This is a genomic window from Maribacter litoralis, assembly GCF_902506355.1.
Classification (GTDB): Bacteria; Bacteroidota; Bacteroidia; order Flavobacteriales; family Flavobacteriaceae; genus Maribacter; species Maribacter litoralis.
Genome location: NZ_LR733271.1, coordinates 1,311,721 through 1,328,003, shown reverse-complemented (window position 1 = coordinate 1,328,003; position 16,283 = coordinate 1,311,721). Strand labels below are relative to the sequence as shown.

At 35.5% G+C, this 16,283-nt stretch carries 19 protein-coding genes; 10 read left to right on the top strand and 9 right to left on the bottom strand.

Annotated features, from left to right (window positions below; translation table 11 throughout):
* Positions 1 to 359 precede the first annotated feature (359 nt).
* Positions 360 to 2,522 (top strand): TonB-dependent receptor, encoded by a 2,163-nt coding sequence (locus tag EXIGUO8A_RS05490; RefSeq protein WP_159302282.1) that lies wholly within the window; start codon positions 360 to 362, stop codon positions 2,520 to 2,522.
* A gap of 96 nt (positions 2,523 to 2,618) precedes the next feature.
* Complete coding sequence (locus EXIGUO8A_RS05485) at positions 2,619 to 3,284, top strand: beta/alpha barrel domain-containing protein (RefSeq protein ID WP_116771258.1); 666 nt, start codon at positions 2,619 to 2,621, stop codon at positions 3,282 to 3,284.
* Between the two features lie 3 nt (positions 3,285 to 3,287).
* Here the strand turns inward: EXIGUO8A_RS05485 and EXIGUO8A_RS05480 are convergent, their stop codons facing one another.
* Positions 3,288 to 3,725 (bottom strand): Rieske (2Fe-2S) protein, encoded by a 438-nt coding sequence (locus EXIGUO8A_RS05480; protein WP_159302281.1) that lies wholly within the window; start codon positions 3,723 to 3,725, stop codon positions 3,288 to 3,290.
* Positions 3,726 to 3,857: 132 nt separating this feature from the next.
* On the opposite strand from EXIGUO8A_RS05480, the gene greA reads away from it, so the two are divergent.
* Both greA and EXIGUO8A_RS05470 read left to right on the top strand, forming a co-directional pair.
* Positions 3,858 to 4,334, top strand: coding sequence for a transcription elongation factor GreA (greA, locus tag EXIGUO8A_RS05475; RefSeq protein WP_116771256.1), 477 nt, complete (start codon positions 3,858 to 3,860; stop codon positions 4,332 to 4,334).
* A gap of 79 nt (positions 4,335 to 4,413) precedes the next feature.
* Entirely contained in the window at positions 4,414 to 4,806 is a 393-nt protein-coding gene (locus tag EXIGUO8A_RS05470; protein WP_116771255.1) for an HIT family protein, read from the top strand.
* Here EXIGUO8A_RS05470 and EXIGUO8A_RS05465 read toward each other — a convergent pair.
* Together EXIGUO8A_RS05465 and EXIGUO8A_RS05460 are read right to left on the bottom strand one after the other, a co-directional pair.
* Positions 4,793 to 5,149: a hypothetical protein gene (locus tag EXIGUO8A_RS05465; RefSeq protein ID WP_159302280.1), complete on the bottom strand. Its 357-nt coding sequence runs from the start codon at positions 5,147 to 5,149 to the stop codon at positions 4,793 to 4,795. The genes EXIGUO8A_RS05470 and EXIGUO8A_RS05465 overlap by 14 nt on opposite strands.
* 2 nt (positions 5,150 to 5,151) lie before the next feature.
* Entirely contained in the window at positions 5,152 to 6,300 is a 1,149-nt protein-coding gene (locus tag EXIGUO8A_RS05460) for a sensor histidine kinase (RefSeq protein WP_159302279.1), read from the bottom strand.
* A 126-nt stretch (positions 6,301 to 6,426) separates the two neighbouring features.
* Here EXIGUO8A_RS05460 and EXIGUO8A_RS05455 point away from each other — a divergent pair, with 126 nt between their 5' ends.
* Positions 6,427 to 6,804, top strand: coding sequence for a DUF3127 domain-containing protein (locus EXIGUO8A_RS05455; RefSeq protein ID WP_159302277.1), 378 nt, complete (start codon positions 6,427 to 6,429; stop codon positions 6,802 to 6,804).
* A gap of 136 nt (positions 6,805 to 6,940) precedes the next feature.
* Complete coding sequence (gene aat / locus EXIGUO8A_RS05450; RefSeq protein WP_159302276.1) at positions 6,941 to 7,573, top strand: leucyl/phenylalanyl-tRNA--protein transferase; 633 nt, start codon at positions 6,941 to 6,943, stop codon at positions 7,571 to 7,573.
* On the opposite strand, the gene EXIGUO8A_RS05445 is transcribed toward aat, so the two are convergent.
* The 5 genes from EXIGUO8A_RS05445 to EXIGUO8A_RS05425 form a co-directional block, all read right to left on the bottom strand.
* Complete coding sequence (locus EXIGUO8A_RS05445; protein ID WP_159302274.1) at positions 7,565 to 8,254, bottom strand: DUF2490 domain-containing protein; 690 nt, start codon at positions 8,252 to 8,254, stop codon at positions 7,565 to 7,567. The two genes, aat and EXIGUO8A_RS05445, sit on opposite strands and share 9 nt — an antisense overlap.
* Positions 8,241 to 8,828: a hypothetical protein gene (locus tag EXIGUO8A_RS05440; RefSeq protein WP_236564437.1), complete on the bottom strand. Its 588-nt coding sequence runs from the start codon at positions 8,826 to 8,828 to the stop codon at positions 8,241 to 8,243. Before EXIGUO8A_RS05440 ends, EXIGUO8A_RS05445 begins: the two co-directional genes overlap by 14 nt.
* Before the next feature lie 19 nt (positions 8,829 to 8,847).
* Positions 8,848 to 9,411: a DNA-3-methyladenine glycosylase I gene (locus EXIGUO8A_RS05435; protein ID WP_159302272.1), complete on the bottom strand. Its 564-nt coding sequence runs from the start codon at positions 9,409 to 9,411 to the stop codon at positions 8,848 to 8,850.
* Between the two features lie 38 nt (positions 9,412 to 9,449).
* Positions 9,450 to 10,409, bottom strand: coding sequence for a sodium-dependent bicarbonate transport family permease (locus tag EXIGUO8A_RS05430; protein ID WP_159302271.1), 960 nt, complete (start codon positions 10,407 to 10,409; stop codon positions 9,450 to 9,452).
* A 294-nt stretch (positions 10,410 to 10,703) separates the two neighbouring features.
* Complete coding sequence (locus tag EXIGUO8A_RS05425; RefSeq protein WP_159302270.1) at positions 10,704 to 11,018, bottom strand: hypothetical protein; 315 nt, start codon at positions 11,016 to 11,018, stop codon at positions 10,704 to 10,706.
* A gap of 97 nt (positions 11,019 to 11,115) precedes the next feature.
* On the opposite strand from EXIGUO8A_RS05425, the gene EXIGUO8A_RS05420 reads away from it, so the two are divergent.
* The gene (locus EXIGUO8A_RS05420) at positions 11,116 to 12,039 is read left to right on the top strand and encodes a LysR family transcriptional regulator (protein ID WP_159302269.1); all 924 of its coding nucleotides are present in this window, start codon (positions 11,116 to 11,118) and stop codon (positions 12,037 to 12,039) included.
* 5 nt (positions 12,040 to 12,044) lie between these two features.
* Here EXIGUO8A_RS05420 and cutA read toward each other — a convergent pair whose 3' ends face one another.
* Complete coding sequence (cutA, locus tag EXIGUO8A_RS05415; protein ID WP_159302267.1) at positions 12,045 to 12,362, bottom strand: divalent cation tolerance protein CutA; 318 nt, start codon at positions 12,360 to 12,362, stop codon at positions 12,045 to 12,047.
* A 213-nt stretch (positions 12,363 to 12,575) separates the two neighbouring features.
* On the opposite strand from cutA, the gene EXIGUO8A_RS05410 reads away from it, so the two are divergent.
* Genes EXIGUO8A_RS05410 through EXIGUO8A_RS05400 form a run of 3 tightly spaced genes read left to right on the top strand, consistent with a single transcriptional unit; the run spans position 12,576 to position 16,282 of the window.
* A complete protein-coding gene (locus EXIGUO8A_RS05410) occupies positions 12,576 to 13,262 on the top strand; it encodes a TetR/AcrR family transcriptional regulator (protein WP_159302266.1) in 687 nt (228 codons plus the stop codon).
* The gene (locus EXIGUO8A_RS05405) at positions 13,255 to 14,937 is read left to right on the top strand and encodes a peptidase domain-containing ABC transporter (RefSeq protein ID WP_159302264.1); all 1,683 of its coding nucleotides are present in this window, start codon (positions 13,255 to 13,257) and stop codon (positions 14,935 to 14,937) included. The genes EXIGUO8A_RS05410 and EXIGUO8A_RS05405 overlap by 8 nt, the downstream gene beginning before the upstream one ends.
* On the top strand, positions 14,930 to 16,282 hold the full coding sequence (locus tag EXIGUO8A_RS05400; RefSeq protein ID WP_159302263.1) for an HlyD family secretion protein: 1,353 nt from the start codon (positions 14,930 to 14,932) through the stop codon (positions 16,280 to 16,282). The genes EXIGUO8A_RS05405 and EXIGUO8A_RS05400 overlap by 8 nt, the downstream gene beginning before the upstream one ends.
* The last annotated feature ends 1 nt before the right edge of the window (position 16,283 follow it).

Below are 16,283 nucleotides of genomic sequence, written 5' to 3'. Positions count from 1 at the left end.
TTCTTTATCTAAATACGATAAAACCATGGAAATAAGTTCTAAAATGATGTTAATTAAACAAGTTGTTATTTTTTTAAATTAATTTATGAGAGTTTAAATTACTGCATTACATTTGCGGCATCTCAAAGGGGTGCCGAATTCTAGAACTATTTTAGAATAAAGCTGAGATTATACCCAAAGAACCTGGGCGGGTAATGCTGCCAAGGGACCGAGCGTTAAAAAAATGTCCGGTGGACATTTTTAGCGAGGGGCCAGCCTGTGTTATGGCTGACTTCATTTTGGAAAACAAAGTCTTTAAATAGGCAAAAATCAATTTTAACTTAGAATAATAGCCCCTTTTATTCGTAATTATTTTACGAATGAAACTTACTATTTTCACAATTGCGGCGCTTTTCGCGTTTAATTTGGGTGTCAGTGCCCAAGAACAAGTAACCGATTCTTTAGAGGGTCAAAAAGTAGTCTTAGACGAGGTGTTCGTCTCTGCGATTAGGGTAACCAAACAATCACCCGTTACATTTACAAACCTTACGAAAGAGGAAATTAAACCAAGAAATCTTGGTCAGGATATTCCTGTGCTCATGAATTTTTTACCATCTGTAGTTACTACTTCAGATGCAGGTGCCGGTGTAGGTTATACCGGTATAAGGGTAAGGGGTAGTGATGCTACCCGTGTAAACGTAACCATTAATGGTATACCATATAATGATGCCGAATCTCAAGGTACGTTTTGGGTGAACATGCCAGATTTTGCTTCTTCTACAGAGAGTTTACAGCTGCAGCGAGGTGTAGGTACATCTACCAATGGCGCAGGTGCATTTGGTGCTAGCTTAAATTTGTTGACAGATGGTTTTTCACAAGATGCATATGGTCAAATATCCACTTCTATTGGTAGCTACAATACGTTGAGAAATAATTTAAAGTTCAGTACGGGACTTTTAAATGATCATGTTGAAATCTCTGGTAGGTTATCACAGATAAATTCAGATGGATATATTGATAGGGCCAGAACAGATTTGGAATCCTATTTTTTACAAGCCGCTTATAAAGATGATAATACATTGGTTAAAGCATTGATTTTTGGAGGTCATGAAATTACTTACCAAGCTTGGTATGGTATAGATGGTGAAACGTTGGAATCTGATAGAACTTTTAATCCTTCAGGAATTTATACAGATATAAATGGTAATACGCAATTCTATGATAATGAAGTGGATAATTACAAGCAAGATCATGCACAACTGCTGTGGAACGAACAGATTTCGGAGTTCTGGAGTACTAATATCGCTTTACACTATACCAGAGGAAGGGGTTACTTCGAGCAGTACAAAGAAGACGATGATTTTTCTACCTATGGTTTTGAGCCGATTACTGTTGATGGTGAAGAGGTAAATACTACCGATGTCATTAGAAGACGTTGGTTAGACAATGATTTCTACGGAACGGTCTTTTCGGCAAATTATAAAAAAAACATGCTCGACCTAATTATGGGCGGAGGTTTCAATACATATGAAGGCGATCATTTTGGTGAAGTTATTTGGGCTAGATATGCAAGTAACAGTAGTTATAAAGATCGTTACTATGACGATAGTTCTTCTAAAACAGACTTTAATCTGTATACAAAGGCAAATTATCAATTAACAGATCAGTGGTCATTATATGGAGATGTACAGTATAGAACTGTTGGTTACAAAGCGAACGGAGAAGATACAGGTCTTGTTGATGATACATTCAATTTTTTCAATCCAAAGGCAGGGGTAACTTTTGATTTAAACGCCAACAATAATTTCTATTTGTCATATGCTGTTGCCCATAGAGAACCTAATAGAAATGATTATGAAGGTGGAAATCCAAAACCTGAAAAGTTAAATGATTTTGAGTTGGGATGGAGGTACGTGTCTCCTTCCGTTCAGGTAAACACCAATATATATTATATGAACTATAAAGATCAGTTAGTATTAACGGGTGGTTTAAATGATGTTGGCGCACCATTAAGAGAAAATGTTGGTGATAGTTATAGGTTTGGATTAGAGGTCGATGCAAATATTAGATTAGGAGATAAATTCAATCTGCGTCCAAACATAGCTATAAGCGATAATAAGAATAAAGACTTTTTTATTGATAGGGATGACGAGCTACAAGGTTTAGGAGATACAAATATTGCATTTTCACCAGGGTTCGTGGCAGGGAATATTCTTAGTTACATGCCATGTGAAGCATTGAATCTTTCTTTGTATTCAAAATTTGTTGGAGAGCAGTATTTAAGTAATACCGATACTGAAGCCTCTAAGTTGGATTCTTATTTTACCAATGACTTTAACGTCACCTATGAAATAAAGATGAACGCTTTTGTAAAGTCTATCGTTGTGTCTGGGTTGGTTAATAACGTCTTTAATGAGAAATATGTTTCTAACGGGTATACTTATGTTGACAGTTGGTCTACACCAGGTAACTCTTTTGAGGTACAAGGGTATTACCCGCAAGCGGGCACTAACTTTTTGTTAGGCGCAACAGTTAATTTTTAATTGTCGAAATAAGAATACAAAGTTGTCTTAAAAATTTATTGATAATGTAGGGCGTATAGATTAATAATCTAAATTAGGATACTGATTTTTAAGATTATGGAGCGCAACATTCCGGTATTCGGCAGTAGGCTTAGAAACAATATAGTAACGGTACCAGAGGTCATATCCCAATGCTCTGGTATTCGTGTATTCGGGCAATCTATAAAGTCATTTCTGTTTAGCACAGATGTGGCGATTATTAGAAATACCAACGCCAATGCTATTATAGCAGTGTATCCTTTTACACCGCAACCGGTAATCTCAAATGCGTTGATTTTAGCTGCCGATAAACCAATTTTTTGTGGGGTTGGCGGCGGACTTACAACCGGTGTGCGATCGCTAGAATTAGCAATACATGCAGAATTTCAAGGTGCTTTAGGGGTGGTTCTAAATAAGCCTACCCCTAATAGCCTTATAACAATGCTCAAAGAAAAAATTGATATACCAGTAACCATAACCGTGGTTTCTGAAAACGATGATTTTAAGGGAAGGTTAGCTGCAGGGGTTGACATTTTTAATGTTTCTGGCGCAGGTAAAACAGCGGAAATCATTAAGCGGATAAGAGATTTAGATGCCGATGTGGGTATCATTGCAACTGGAGGAAAAACGGAAGAAACCATAGTTCGGGCAATTGATGCAGGGGCAAATGCAATATCGTATACTCCACCAAGTACGGGCGAGTTATTTAAGGAAATAATGGACAAATACCGCGCTGAAGAATAGCGTTTAGTTAGAGATAATTACACTGCCTCCGCTATAGTTGGCATTGTATTCTAACATGTCATAATATCGATTTTCATCATCTGGTCTATTCAATAGTTGACCGGTAAAAAGACTGTACTGATAATCTTCACAAGAACAAGTGGCGATCTGCCCGTCTAGTTCCATTGTAGAACAATCATTAGGGGCATGATTTGGGCAACTAGCTTCAAACGCCCTAAACTGATCAAAACCTGCATTGATAACAAAAACACCTCGTGTACCTGCAAGGTCACTTTGAATATAAACGGCACTCCCTGTATTTGTAAGAGGGCTGTAAGAAGGAAGGTTTAAATTTGCCTCAAATCGAAAACCAATTTCTTGTAAATACGGATTTCTGGTGGTGCCATCATTACTGCAAGCAGTGAAAATCAATAGAATTAGGATGCTTAATCTGCTAATCATGCTATAATTTTGTTTTAGGAAACTTCAGCAAATGTGCGTAAAAATTATGTATATTTGTGTTAAATCCTCTCTTAAAAAGCCGATTTAACAGGCATTTGCAGAGGATTTGTCTATTTATAAAACGAGGAAGTTATGAGTAATATATCATACTATACTGTTGAAGGTTTACAAAAGCTTAAGGCAGAACTAGATCATTTAAGAGATGTTGAACGCCCAAAGGCGTCGCAAGCAATTGCAGAAGCAAGAGATAAAGGCGATTTGTCAGAAAATGCCGAATATGATGCCGCAAAAGAGGCGCAAGGTTTATTGGAAATGAAAATTTCCAAAATGGAAAATACGGTAGCCAATGCACGTATTATTGATGAATCTCAATTAGATACATCAAAGGTATTGGTACTTTCTACCGTGAAGTTGAAAAACCAAAATAACGGTATGGAAATGACCTATAAACTGGTAGCTGAAAGTGAAGCCGATCTTAAGACGGGCAAAATTTCTGTAAGTTCACCAATAGGCAAAGGTCTTCTTGGTAAAAAAGTAGGAGATACTGCAGAAATAACTGTTCCTAGCGGAGCAATTAAATTTGAAATTCTTGAAATAACAAGAGCTTAAAATTTATAAATAACTATATTTAATCCTATCCTTTTTTAAAGGGGTAGGATTTTTTATTTCCATTAAATTGAATAGAATTATGCCAACGATTTTTACTAAGATCATTAATGGTGAAATACCATGCTTTAAAGTAGCGGAAGATGAAAACTTCTTAGCTTTTTTGGATATTAACCCTAACGCTAAAGGTCATACTTTGTGTATACCAAAAAAAGAGGTAGACAAAATATTGGACTTAGATGAAGAAACGTACATAGGGCTAATGTCATTTTCAAGAAAAGTGGGTAAGGCTCTCGAGAAAACAGTGGATTGTAAACGTATTGGAATGTCCGTTATTGGTTTAGAGGTTCCCCATGTTCATGTACATTTAATTCCGTTGACCGAAATGAAAGATGCTACATTTCAGCACAAGGTGAAATTAAGTGATGAAGAGCTGAGCGAACTTGCCGAAGCAATTGCCGCTAAAGTTGAATAGCTCCTGTAATAAAAAGGTAAACAGCCCCTGCAACCAAAGCGATCATAACCAACATAAGACTGTAAAACAGTAAAGTTGGCTTTGATGATTTTTTAGCGGGTATCGCTGTTTTTTCATAATAAGCGAACATACGTTCTATATCATCTGTCCAGCTTACCGGGTAAATGGTAGAATGGCAGGTATTACAAACTAATTTGTTGCTAAGATCACCGGTAATTTTATGAAAAAAGCTTCCGTAGGTATGTTTTTGATAAAAAGTAAGATTTAAATCCTGATTAAAACACTCAGGACAGTTATTGGTGAGTTGAGCTTCTTTAATAACTTCAAATTTTTCCTTCGCCATAATTAGTGAGCCACTTTTAAAGAAATTTGCATTATAGTCCCTTCTTTGCCAGATGATAACACCTTTATTTTGCCATCGTGGTACTCTTCCACAATTCGTTTTACCAAAGAAAGTCCAAGACCCCAGCCTCTTTTCTTAGAGGTGAATCCGGGTGTAAAGATACTATTATAGTTGCTTTTTGAAATACCGTGCCCGGTATCAGCTATCAAAATATTCACGAATTTGTTATCTGGCACTATTTCAATGGCAATACTACCCTTGCCTCGCATAGCATCTATACCGTTTTTTACCAAATTTTCAATAGTCCAATTGTATAATGAACTATTAAGCATAACAGGCAAATAATCTACTTTAGAACTAAATGAAAAATGAATGAGCTTAGAGCTTCTTCGCTTTAAATAATCAAAAGCGTCTTGGGTTTCTTTAACAATGTCGCTTTCAACAAGTTTTGGTAAGGATCCTATTTTAGAAAAACGTTCGGTAATGGTCTGTAATCGATCAATATCTTTTTCAATTTCTTTGGTAATACTCGGGTTGATGTCTTCAGTTTTCAAAAGCTCGTTCCAGCCTAATAGAGAAGATAAAGGTGTACCGATTTGGTGTGCGGTTTCTTTTGCCATACCTGCCCATAGTTTGTTCTGTTCAGAAGCCTTGTTGGTCTTGAACAGAAAATATATCACAGCGGCAAATAGAAAAATGATTAGAAGTAACGCAATGGGGTAATATTTTAATTTGGTCAAAACATCAGAATTGCCATAATATAGCGTAGCTAAATGTTCACCTTGTTGGTCAATTGAAATAGGGGTATTCTCGCTTTTGAATCTTTTTAACTGACTTTGAATGTAAACGGAATCTTGTGCCTTATTGGGCGGAAAATTATTGACCCTAATAGATTCGTCTTTGTTGATTAAGATCATTGGGGTAGAGGTATTGTTTTGAAATACCTTTAAGTGGAGACTGCCTAGATCTACGGTTTCAGACGATTGTAAAAATTCTGACTGCGCTGTTGCCCAAATTTCCATTTTTAAACGCTCTTCTTCTTTGAATTGTCTAAAAAAACTATTGGTATTCCATAAGATAAGACTAACCACTGCAAAGGAGCCTACCAATAGAAAAATGTTGGAAATTTTGTTTTTAGGAATAAAGTTCATCCAATAGTTATCTAATACTAAAGATAACCCTAATTGTGAATAATTGTTGTGTTGATATCATTGTACCATGTTTTATTACCGCATCATTTTATGTATTTTTGAGCTCTATTGTAAAAAGAGTTCAAGATGGAAATAGAAGGTAAAGTTAAATTGATAGGAGAAACCCAAACCTTTGGGTCCAACGGGTTTAGAAAAAGAGAGTTGGTAGTTACTACAGACGAGCAATATCCACAACATATCATGATAGAATTTGTTCAAGATAAATGTGATTTGTTGAACAGTTATGCTGTAGGGCAAGATGTAAAAGTTAGTATAAATCTTAGAGGAAGAGAATGGACAAACCCTCAAGGTCAGGTAAAATATTTTAACTCCATTCAAGGATGGCGTATAGAAAATGTTTCTCAGCTGGCACCAGCACCAGGTATGCCACCTGTACCGCCAATGGAAGCATTTGAACCAGCCGATAATTTGAACGAAGAGGATCATGATGATCTACCTTTCTAACGATTATAGCGTAAAACAGTAAAGGGTTTTACCTTTTAAATATTAAACTTGTTCAACTTTAATGGTTGAACAAGTTTTTTTGTTTTCACACCTTTGGTTATTTTGAACAAGAACTAAAAAAGCAGTAAAAAAAGCCATGTATTTTTTAACGGATGATTTAGTGTTTCCCCCGGTGGAAAGTGCCAATGTTGAAGGTTTATTGGCGGTAGGCGGAGATCTTTCTCCAGAACGGTTGCTATTGGCTTATCAAAACGGAATTTTTCCGTGGTTTGACAACGATTCCATTATTTTGTGGTGGTGTCCAGATCCTAGAATGGTGCTATATCCAAATGAGATTAAAATCTCAAAAAGCATGAAAAAGGTTATTAGGAATAAGCAGTTTAGCCTTACCAAGAATACATGTTTCGAGCAAATTCTAGAATATTGTTCTACTGTACCTAGAGAAGGGCAAAATGGCACTTGGATAACGGATGAAATGAAAATTGCCTACCTTAAATTACATGAAAAAGGTATAGCCAAATCGTATGAAGTCTGGGAGAATGATAATCTTGTCGGTGGTTTGTACGGTATAGATCTTGGTCATGTTTTTTGTGGCGAGAGTATGTTCAGTTTAACATCTAACGCTTCAAAATTTGCCTTTATAAAACTTGCCGAAGAGTTAGGGCAAAAAGGGTATAAAGTAATAGACTGCCAATTACACACAAATCATTTGGCAAGTATGGGCGCAAAAGAAATACCTAGAAAGGAGTTTATGGCATTGTTAAAGTGAGAAAACAATACTGTTCAAGAAAAGAAATACGTGTTCAGTGTTTTCTGTATAGTTTTCCATTCTGAACTGTACGCCCAATTGTGCTTTTAAATGGTTTGAAATAGACCAACCTATTTGCGATGTTATGCGCTGGTCATACATTGCTTTGGCACTTTTTTCAATGCTTAATAAAGATTCTGTGGTAGCCACTAAGTATGGTTCTCCAATATCTGTTCTTAAACCTTTTAAGGGAATGTCAATGGCAAAACGATATCTAAAACGATGAATAAGTGTAGAAGGTTGTATGCGCTGCTCAATTCTAAACCGGTTACCAAAGCGGACACTATTGGTAATTTTGGTAATGTTGAATTGTTGCGTTAACCGTAGTTCATTTTCCTTGTCATTTTCAAATACTTCTCTAAATCTATATTGTACTCCTAGGCCTATGCTCTTATAGGGATCTATTGTTAAAGAGGAAAAATGGGTTATTTCTATTTTGCGTACAGTTAACTGAGATTTGTTATTGTGATAGGTATAATTTCTATTCGATAAAGAAAAATTTTGTTTAAGTAAAGGGGTTACTTTGTAGTTTAAAGCTACTTCAGGCTCCCAATATGCAACAGTGTTATTTTGAGATTGAACATAACGTACACATAAGAACAGCAATAAGGTAAAAATGAACCGAAATCTAGTACAGTACATGGTCATAGTTAGGAGGAAGAGAGGTTCTTATATCCATGAAATTTCCATCGGCATCAAATAGAATCTCATAATCTAAATAGCCTTTTTCTTTTCGTCCAACAACTACCAGTTCGTAATTGTTAGAGGGTAGTATCAAGTTTTGAAATGCGTTTTTAAAAGTGTGATCAATAGGATCGGTATTTGAAGGATATTGCTGTTGCAACCTTTTAATACGATATTTAGTGAAATTATTGTTCAAATACTCTTCTATTCTGGCATAGGTATCATTAGGTATATCGTCTGGCTTAATTAGTATTTCAATATCTTCAAGATTGCCTTTTTTATCAAATTCAATGCTGTACCAAAGCTTGTCTTTTTTCAATTTCGCCTCATAACTAACTTTAGTGCTATCCGTCTCCTTATAAAACTTAATACGCCTATAATCTGTAACATTTTCTTCTATGGTAGTGATAGCTACAGCAGGAAACTGAGATTTTAAAATACGATGTTCCCTTTCGTATTTATACTGAGCCTGCCCAAATTGACTGTAAAAAAACAGAGTGGTTATTAGTAATAGCGTTTGAATATTTTTCATGATAACGGTGTTATGTTACTTATACTTCAGTGTATCTAAAACAATCTAGTTGATGATCATTTACCATGCCAGTAGCCTGCATAAACGCATAAATAATAGTACTGCCCACAAACTTAAAACCGCGCTTTTTTAGGTCTTTACTAATGGCATCTGATATGGGTGTATTGGCAGGGGCATCTTTGTAATCTACTACTTTGTTCTTAATAGGTTCATTGTTTACAAATTCCCAAATATAACTACTGAAACTACCAAATTCTTTCTGAATTTCCATGTAGGCAATTGCATTGGTCACCGTTGCCCTAACTTTTAATTTGTTTCTGATAATGCCCTCATCTTGTAGTAAAGAGAGGATTTTGGTTTCAGGATATTTAGCAATTTTCTTATAATCGAAATGATCGAATGCAACCCTAAAATTTTCTCGTCTTTTTAAAATAGTGATCCAGCTTAAACCAGCTTGAAAGGTTTCCAACACTAAAAACTCGAACAGTAAATCATCGTCTTTAACGGGTACGCCCCATTCTTGGTCATGATATGCTTCATAAAGCGTATCGCCTTTGCACCAACCGCATCTTTCTTTATTCATGAAATAAAAGTACTATTAATTGAGTTCTGGTCAAATTTTTACCAGTTAACAATATATAAATAAAGGGGCATACCCAGGGTTATGTTGAACGGAAACGTAATAGCTAGTGCCATGGGTAAATACAAGCTAGGGTTTGCTTTTGGTGCCACTAGGCGCATAGCGGCCGGTACGGCGATATAAGATGCACTGGCCGCTAAGATGGCAAATAGAAATCGATTACCGACGCTCACGGTAATTATTGAGCTTACCATAGCAACCAAACATCCGTTTATTAGTGGTATCACTATGGCGAAAAGGAAAGCGAACCAACCTTTTTTGAGAAAATCTGCTAATTTTTTGCCACTTGTAATACCCATGTCCAAAAGGAACACCGCTAAAAAACCTTTAAAAATATCAGTTGTAAATGGAGCTATGCCCCTTGCGTGTTGGTCACTGGCCAAAAAACCAATGATCAAGCTGCCAATAATTAGAAGAACACTACCATTGGTGAGAGAATGTCTTAAAACATTAGGTAAGGATATTTTATTTTGTTTGTTTTTTTGGAAATATGACATTAGCAGTACTCCAATAATTATAGATGGAGCTTCCATAAGTGCCATTACAGCTACCATATGCCCGCCAAACTCAATTTGTTCCATTTCAAGAAAAGATACCGCAGTTACAAAAGTTACGGCACTTACAGAGCCATAAGAAGCTGCTATGGCTCCAGAGTTGGCAACACTAAATTTTCTTCTTAATATAAAATAGGTGTAGATAGGTACGAACAGTGCTAAGAATACACCGAATAATAAGGACCATAGAATCTCTATGTCCAAGTTGCTGTGTGAAAGTTCCTGGCCACCTTTAAACCCTATTGAAAACATTAAGTAAAGTGATATGAATTTTGATGAATTAGGAGGAATTTCCAGGTCACTTTTTAGTTGAACGGCTATAACTCCCAAGAAGAAAAAGAGCAGGGCCGGGTTAGTCAGATTATCTAACAATAAATTTAAATCCATAAAAGTTTATTTGTAAAAAGGTTAAAGGGAGTTACTTGATCTAAATGTCATAAACATAACTCCCTTTTTTAAAAGAAAGATTGAATATTATTACAGGGCGTTCAGTTTTCGTTCACCCTGGTCTTAATAAATAATATTAAAGTGATTATACTACAAGAAACTAAGATTTGGGTTAAAAACAGCCCATTGTTTTTATAGGAAAGTAGGATAAGGGTTCCCATAAATAGAATGGTGGCTAACAGGGGTAGACTTACTTTTTTAAACATAATGTTTTTTTTAAGAAAGAAATTAAGACTATTCGTTTATGGTTATTTCTAGTACACCGTTAATTGTAACCGTTACGTTTTTACCAAATTGATCTCTAAAAAACTCATTTGAGATTTTCTTGTCATTTTGAAGTTGACCTATTCTACTGTCAGGAAATTCTGTGTTTGATTTTAAAAAACCTTCGCAAAGAGATAGGCGTTGTAATTTGTGAAAGTTTATTTTTTCATTGATGAGGTTCTTTACGATATCATTAGCCTCAGAAACTGTAAACTCACCATCTACGAGTTGAATGTTCTGTTTTTTGATAGTTTTTTTGACTTCGTCTTTAACTTCTGCGTTCATAATATTTAGTTTATAGAATTTGATTCGGGTACAAATCTTATATTTTTTATTCATTTAATTTTATTTATATTTATTATGTCATACATAAAAATATTTTATGAATTATACATTGCATCAGTTAAAGATATTCTTGCAAATAGCTGAAAGTAAAAGTATTACAAAGGCTTCTGAAGAGTTGTATCTAACACAGCCAGCAGTGTCTATTCAGTTAAAAAATTTTCAAGATCAGTTTTCTATTCCTTTAACAGAAGTTGTAGGGCGAAAGCTTTATGTAACTGATTTTGGTAAGGAAATTGCAGTGGCCGCCAAAAGAATACTTCAAGAAGTAGATGCTATTAATTATAAGATTCTATCCTATAAAGGAGAGTTGGTAGGTAAATTGAAATTTTCTGTAGTGTCTACCGGCAAGTATGTAATGCCGTATATGATTTCAAATTTTTCACACCAGAACAAGGGTGTTGATTTAGTAATCGATGTTACCAATAAATCTCAAGTAATAGAAAGTTTAGAATTGAATACGGTAGATTTCGCCATGGTGTCCGTTTTACCTAAAAAACTTAAGGTGGAACGTATAGAGCTTATGCAAAATAAATTATATCTAATTGCCGGAAAAAATGGATTAGGGAGCAAAACCCTTTCTAGAAAGAAAATATTTGAGCAATCACAATTAATTTATAGAGAGGCTGGCTCTGCAACAAGGGCCGCAATGGAAAATTTTATAACTAAGAAAAAATTCGAGGTTCGTAAAAAAATTGAACTTACCTCTAATGAGGCCGTAAAGCAGGCGGTAATTGCAGGTTTGGGTTTTTCGATTATGCCTATAATTGGGCTAAAGAATGAACTCAAAAATAAAGACGTGCAAATTATACCGATCAAGGGTCTGCCTATTGAAACCAAATGGAATTTAATTTGGCTTAAATCAAAAAAGTTGTCGCCCACCGCTTTGGCATTTTTAGACTATTTGGAGGAAGAAAAAAATCAAGTAATTGAAGATAATTTTAGTTGGATAGATGCTTACTGAGTTTTTTATATTTTTGCTGTTTGATCTCGTAGTAATTGAATTTGTTCATCATCCATGTAAATAATGGGAACAGCATAGATTAATGGCATGTTTTCAGGGTACTTTTGCCTTAATACCTTGTTGATCGTAGTAAATAATAGCGCTTTTGTTTTTCCTTCTATGATTGTTTTCTTCTCGAAAGTGATATCTCCGTTCTCTTCATTTTTATTGAAAGCTTTATTGCTTATGATGTTGGCGCTATATATTAACTTTTGAGTTAAAAGTAGTCTCGCAATTTCTTCTGCCTGTTTTTTTGTCTTGACAATTATACGTGCTAAAATCATATGTATAAATTTTATTGATTTCGATTATTTCCAATAAACCCAATTTTTCTTTTCATGTTGCAAAGTAAATAGTAAGAGGGTAATGAGAGTTTTTAGTTCGGAAAATAAGAATGTAAGGGCTGTCAAAAAGGTGTTACTATTATAAATTAATGTTAAACTATTAATATATGATAGTATTGCTATTATATTTGCAATCGACTTAATTTAAATATTATGGATAGGCTCTTACAAGGGGTACAAATAAGAATCAATGAGAAACTTTTTCTAAAAGATCCAGAGTCTTCTAGTCTGGGTAAAAGAATAATTGAGTTTAGTATTCAATTGATAGATGAAATAGGCTTTGAAAGTTTTACTTTTAAAAAACTAGGAAAGGAAATTGGTTCTAACGAAAGTAGTATATACCGTTATTTTGAAAATAAACACAAGCTTTTATTGTATTTGACCTCATGGTATTGGGGTTGGATGGAGTATCAATTGGTATTCGCAACCCACAGTATTAAAAATCCGAAAGAGAAATTATTAAAGTCCATCATAATCATTACAAGGGAAATCAAAGAAGATTCGGCATTTTCCCATGTTAATGAAGTGCTTCTGAATCAAATTGTAATTAACGAATATTCCAAAGCGTACTTGACAAAAGAAGTTGATGCTGAGAATAAAGAAGGATATTATGCTATCTATAAGAGATTGGTGGGGCGTTTATCAGAAATGATTGCAGAAGTAGATGCAGATTATGAATACCCAACAAGTTTAGCTAGCACCATTTTGGAAAACGGATTGCACCAGCATTATTTAAGAGAGCATTTTCCATCGCTTACAGATTGCAATGAGAGAGTAACGCCAACACAATACTTGACCCACCTTGTATTCAATACATTAAAACAAAACTTAAATGAGTAATAAAACACTAACTGCTTGGCAGCGATTTTTAGGTCTATTAAAATTAGATAAAAAAGATATTTTTCAGGTGTTTTATTACGCCATATTTGCAGGGGTTGTCAACTTATCATTACCATTGGGTATACAGGCAATTATAAATTTAATGCAAGGAGCCCAAATAAGTTCTTCTTGGATAGTGCTTGTAATATTAGTGACTTTAGGTGTTGCTTTTGTGGGCGTGCTACAACTTATGCAAATAAGAATTATTGAAAATGTACAGCAAAAGATTTTCACCAGGGCATCTTTTGAGTTTGCGTATCGTTTTCCGAAAATTAAAATGAGCGAGTTGCATAACTACTATCCGCCAGAATTGGCAAACAGGTTTTTTGATACATTGACCATTCAGAAATCCTTATCAAAGGTATTGATAGATTTTCCTGCTGCCTTATTGCAGATTGTATTTGGGTTGTTGTTACTTTCTTTTTATCACCCATTTTTTATAGTGTACGGCATGCTGCTGCTGCTGCTGATTTATGTAGTGTTCAAATTTACCGCACAAAGAGGATTAGATACCAGTTTAGATGAATCTAAGAGTAAATACAAAGTTGCGCATTGGCTTCAAGAAATAGCAAGGTCTATTGTAAGTTTTAAGCTGTCGGGCAAAACGTCTCATGCCCTCGATAAGAACGATACTTTGGTGGTCAACTATTTAAATGCAAGAGAAAGTCACTTTAGGGTTTTGGTGTTGCAGTTTATTCAAATGATCGGTTTCAAGGTATTGGTTACGGCAGGTCTATTGTTGATCGGAGGGTTGTTGGTGCTAAACCAAGAGATGAACATTGGTCAGTTTGTCGCGGCTGAAATTATAATCCTTTTAGTGATCAGTTCGGTAGAAAAACTGATTTTAGGTTTGGAAACATTTTATGATCTCTTGACATCTCTAGAAAAAATGGGGCAAGTGGTAGATAAAAAATTAGAGGCACAAGAAGGTGAAAAACCCTTTATGGAAAATCAAGCTTTTACGGTTGAGTTAAGTGAAATTACATATAGTGTACCACAACCAAAAAGGCAGATCATCAATAATTTAAGTTTAACCATTTCTCCTACGTGTACCATTCTCTTACGAGGTAATAGCGGTTCTGGAAAAAATACGTTGTTGCGTTTAATAGCAGGTATCATTGAGCCAGATAGTGGCGGTGTGTATGTTAACGGAGTATCTCTAAAAGGAATGAACTTAAATTATTACCGTTCTCACCTAGGTCAGTCTTTACCAGAAGAAACTCCTTTTGAAGGTACTATTTTGAATAATATCACCTTTGGTGATAAAGACACTACCAATGAGCAAGTTTATTGGGCATTGGATAAGGTAGGACTTACCGATTTTGTCAAGAAGCAACCAGAGGGTTTAAATACGGTGCTGTATCCAGAAGGTAAACAGATACCTTATACGGTTTCCAAGAAAATAGTATTGGCTAGAAGCATTGTTCGTAAACCAAAATTATTGATTCTCAAAGATCCTTTAGATCAATTTAATATAGAGGAGGCAGACCGTATTTTGAACTTTTTAAGCGATCCATCTAACGGTTGGGCATTGCTTGTAGTTAGTGAAAATGATAAGTGGATTAAAAAATGTTCACGAATCATAACCATGGAAAAAGGACAGATTATTAACGAAATCCAAGGAACAGATGCTTAATATATCTCATAATAAACTTAACGAAAAAGTCTCTATAGCGAGATTTAAATCGGTTACCAAAGTAAACCACAAGAGGCATTACAAGCATTTTAATAGATTTCTCTTTGCATTTGCCGCTGTAGGTATTATCGTATTGTTTTTGCCTTGGACCCAAACCATTACCGCTAGGGGCAATTTAACTACGCTGACCCCGGGGCAAAGACCACAGACCATTCAATCTCAGATACCGGGTAGAATAGAAGAATGGTATGTTCAAGAAGGGGATTATGTTGAAAAGGGAGATACCATATTGTTCATTTCTGAAATAAAATCGGAATACTTTGATCCAGATTTGGTCGAGCGCACGGGGCAACAGTTAAAATCTAAAAGTTCATCGGTTAGCTCATATGGCGAAAAAGTGAAATCGTTAGATAATCAAGTTGCCGCCTTAATCAATGAAAGAAGATTGAAATTAGAGCAGGCAAAGAATAAGTTAATGCAGGCAAAGCTAAAAGCACAGAGTGATAGCATCGATTTTGAAGCCGCAAAGACCAACATTCAAATTGCGGAACGGCAGTTTGAAAGAACCGCTCAACTACAGAGCGAAGGTTTGAAAGCGGTAACCGATGTGGAAGAAAAGCGTTTAAAGTTGCAAGAAACACAGGCGAAATTACTTTCACAGGAAAACAAGTTATTGGCCGCCAAAAATGAGATTATCAATGCCGAGGTAGAAATTAACAGGGTAGAGGCTTCGTACACCGATAAAATCTCTAAGGCACAGAGCGATAAATTTACTGCAATGTCCAATCAATTCGATTCTGAGGCACAAGTAAGTAAGTTGGAGAACGATTATACCAACTACCAAATGCGAAGCGCATTGCGTTATATTAGAGCTCCACAAAATGGGTACATCAACAAAGTACTAACGGCAGGTATAGGTGAGACATTTAAAGAAGGAACGCCTTTAGTAGGTATTATGCCGGCAGAGTACGATATGGCGGTAGAAACATTTATAGAACCCATTGATTTACCTTTAATTCATTTAGGGGAAAAAGTTAGGATACAGTTCGATGGATGGCCGGCCATTGTATTCAGCGGGTGGCCTAATGCTTCATATGGTACCTATGCAGGCAAGGTAGTAGCAATAGAAACCTTTATTAATCCAAATGGAAAATATAGGGTGTTATTATCTCCTGATGAAGAAGACCAGGCATGGCCAGAAGCGTTACGAGTGGGTTCTGGGGCAAATACCATTGCATTATTGGAAGATGTGCCAATTTGGTATGAACTATGGCGACAGTTAAATGGTTTCCCACCTAACTATTATCAGCCAGAAGGCGCACAAGATAAACCCGTAAAAAAATAAT

Bases quoted from the DNA above. Each gene is read 5' to 3' on its own strand.
- EXIGUO8A_RS05470 (WP_116771255.1), top strand. From the start codon at position 4,414: ATGCCAACGATTTTTACTAAGATCATTAATGGTGAAATACCATGCTTT.
- EXIGUO8A_RS05405 (WP_159302264.1), top strand. From the start codon at position 13,255: ATGAGTAATAAAACACTAACTGCTTGGCAGCGATTTTTAGGTCTATTA.
- EXIGUO8A_RS05440 (WP_236564437.1), bottom strand. From the start codon at position 8,828: ATGAAAAATATTCAAACGCTATTACTAATAACCACTCTGTTTTTTTAC.
- EXIGUO8A_RS05445 (WP_159302274.1), bottom strand. From the start codon at position 8,254: ATGTACTGTACTAGATTTCGGTTCATTTTTACCTTATTGCTGTTCTTA.
- EXIGUO8A_RS05490 (WP_159302282.1), top strand. From the start codon at position 360: ATGAAACTTACTATTTTCACAATTGCGGCGCTTTTCGCGTTTAATTTG.
- EXIGUO8A_RS05400 (WP_159302263.1), top strand. From the start codon at position 14,930: ATGCTTAATATATCTCATAATAAACTTAACGAAAAAGTCTCTATAGCG.
- EXIGUO8A_RS05485 (WP_116771258.1), top strand. From the start codon at position 2,619: ATGGAGCGCAACATTCCGGTATTCGGCAGTAGGCTTAGAAACAATATA.
- EXIGUO8A_RS05455 (WP_159302277.1), top strand. From the start codon at position 6,427: ATGGAAATAGAAGGTAAAGTTAAATTGATAGGAGAAACCCAAACCTTT.
- aat (WP_159302276.1), top strand. From the start codon at position 6,941: ATGTATTTTTTAACGGATGATTTAGTGTTTCCCCCGGTGGAAAGTGCC.
- EXIGUO8A_RS05435 (WP_159302272.1), bottom strand. From the start codon at position 9,411: ATGAATAAAGAAAGATGCGGTTGGTGCAAAGGCGATACGCTTTATGAA.
- EXIGUO8A_RS05430 (WP_159302271.1), bottom strand. From the start codon at position 10,409: ATGGATTTAAATTTATTGTTAGATAATCTGACTAACCCGGCCCTGCTC.
- EXIGUO8A_RS05465 (WP_159302280.1), bottom strand. From the start codon at position 5,149: ATGGCGAAGGAAAAATTTGAAGTTATTAAAGAAGCTCAACTCACCAAT.
- EXIGUO8A_RS05410 (WP_159302266.1), top strand. From the start codon at position 12,576: ATGGATAGGCTCTTACAAGGGGTACAAATAAGAATCAATGAGAAACTT.
- EXIGUO8A_RS05460 (WP_159302279.1), bottom strand. From the start codon at position 6,300: ATGAACTTTATTCCTAAAAACAAAATTTCCAACATTTTTCTATTGGTA.
- cutA (WP_159302267.1), bottom strand. From the start codon at position 12,362: ATGATTTTAGCACGTATAATTGTCAAGACAAAAAAACAGGCAGAAGAA.
- EXIGUO8A_RS05425 (WP_159302270.1), bottom strand. From the start codon at position 11,018: ATGAACGCAGAAGTTAAAGACGAAGTCAAAAAAACTATCAAAAAACAG.
- EXIGUO8A_RS05420 (WP_159302269.1), top strand. From the start codon at position 11,116: ATGAATTATACATTGCATCAGTTAAAGATATTCTTGCAAATAGCTGAA.
- greA (WP_116771256.1), top strand. From the start codon at position 3,858: ATGAGTAATATATCATACTATACTGTTGAAGGTTTACAAAAGCTTAAG.
- EXIGUO8A_RS05480 (WP_159302281.1), bottom strand. From the start codon at position 3,725: ATGATTAGCAGATTAAGCATCCTAATTCTATTGATTTTCACTGCTTGC.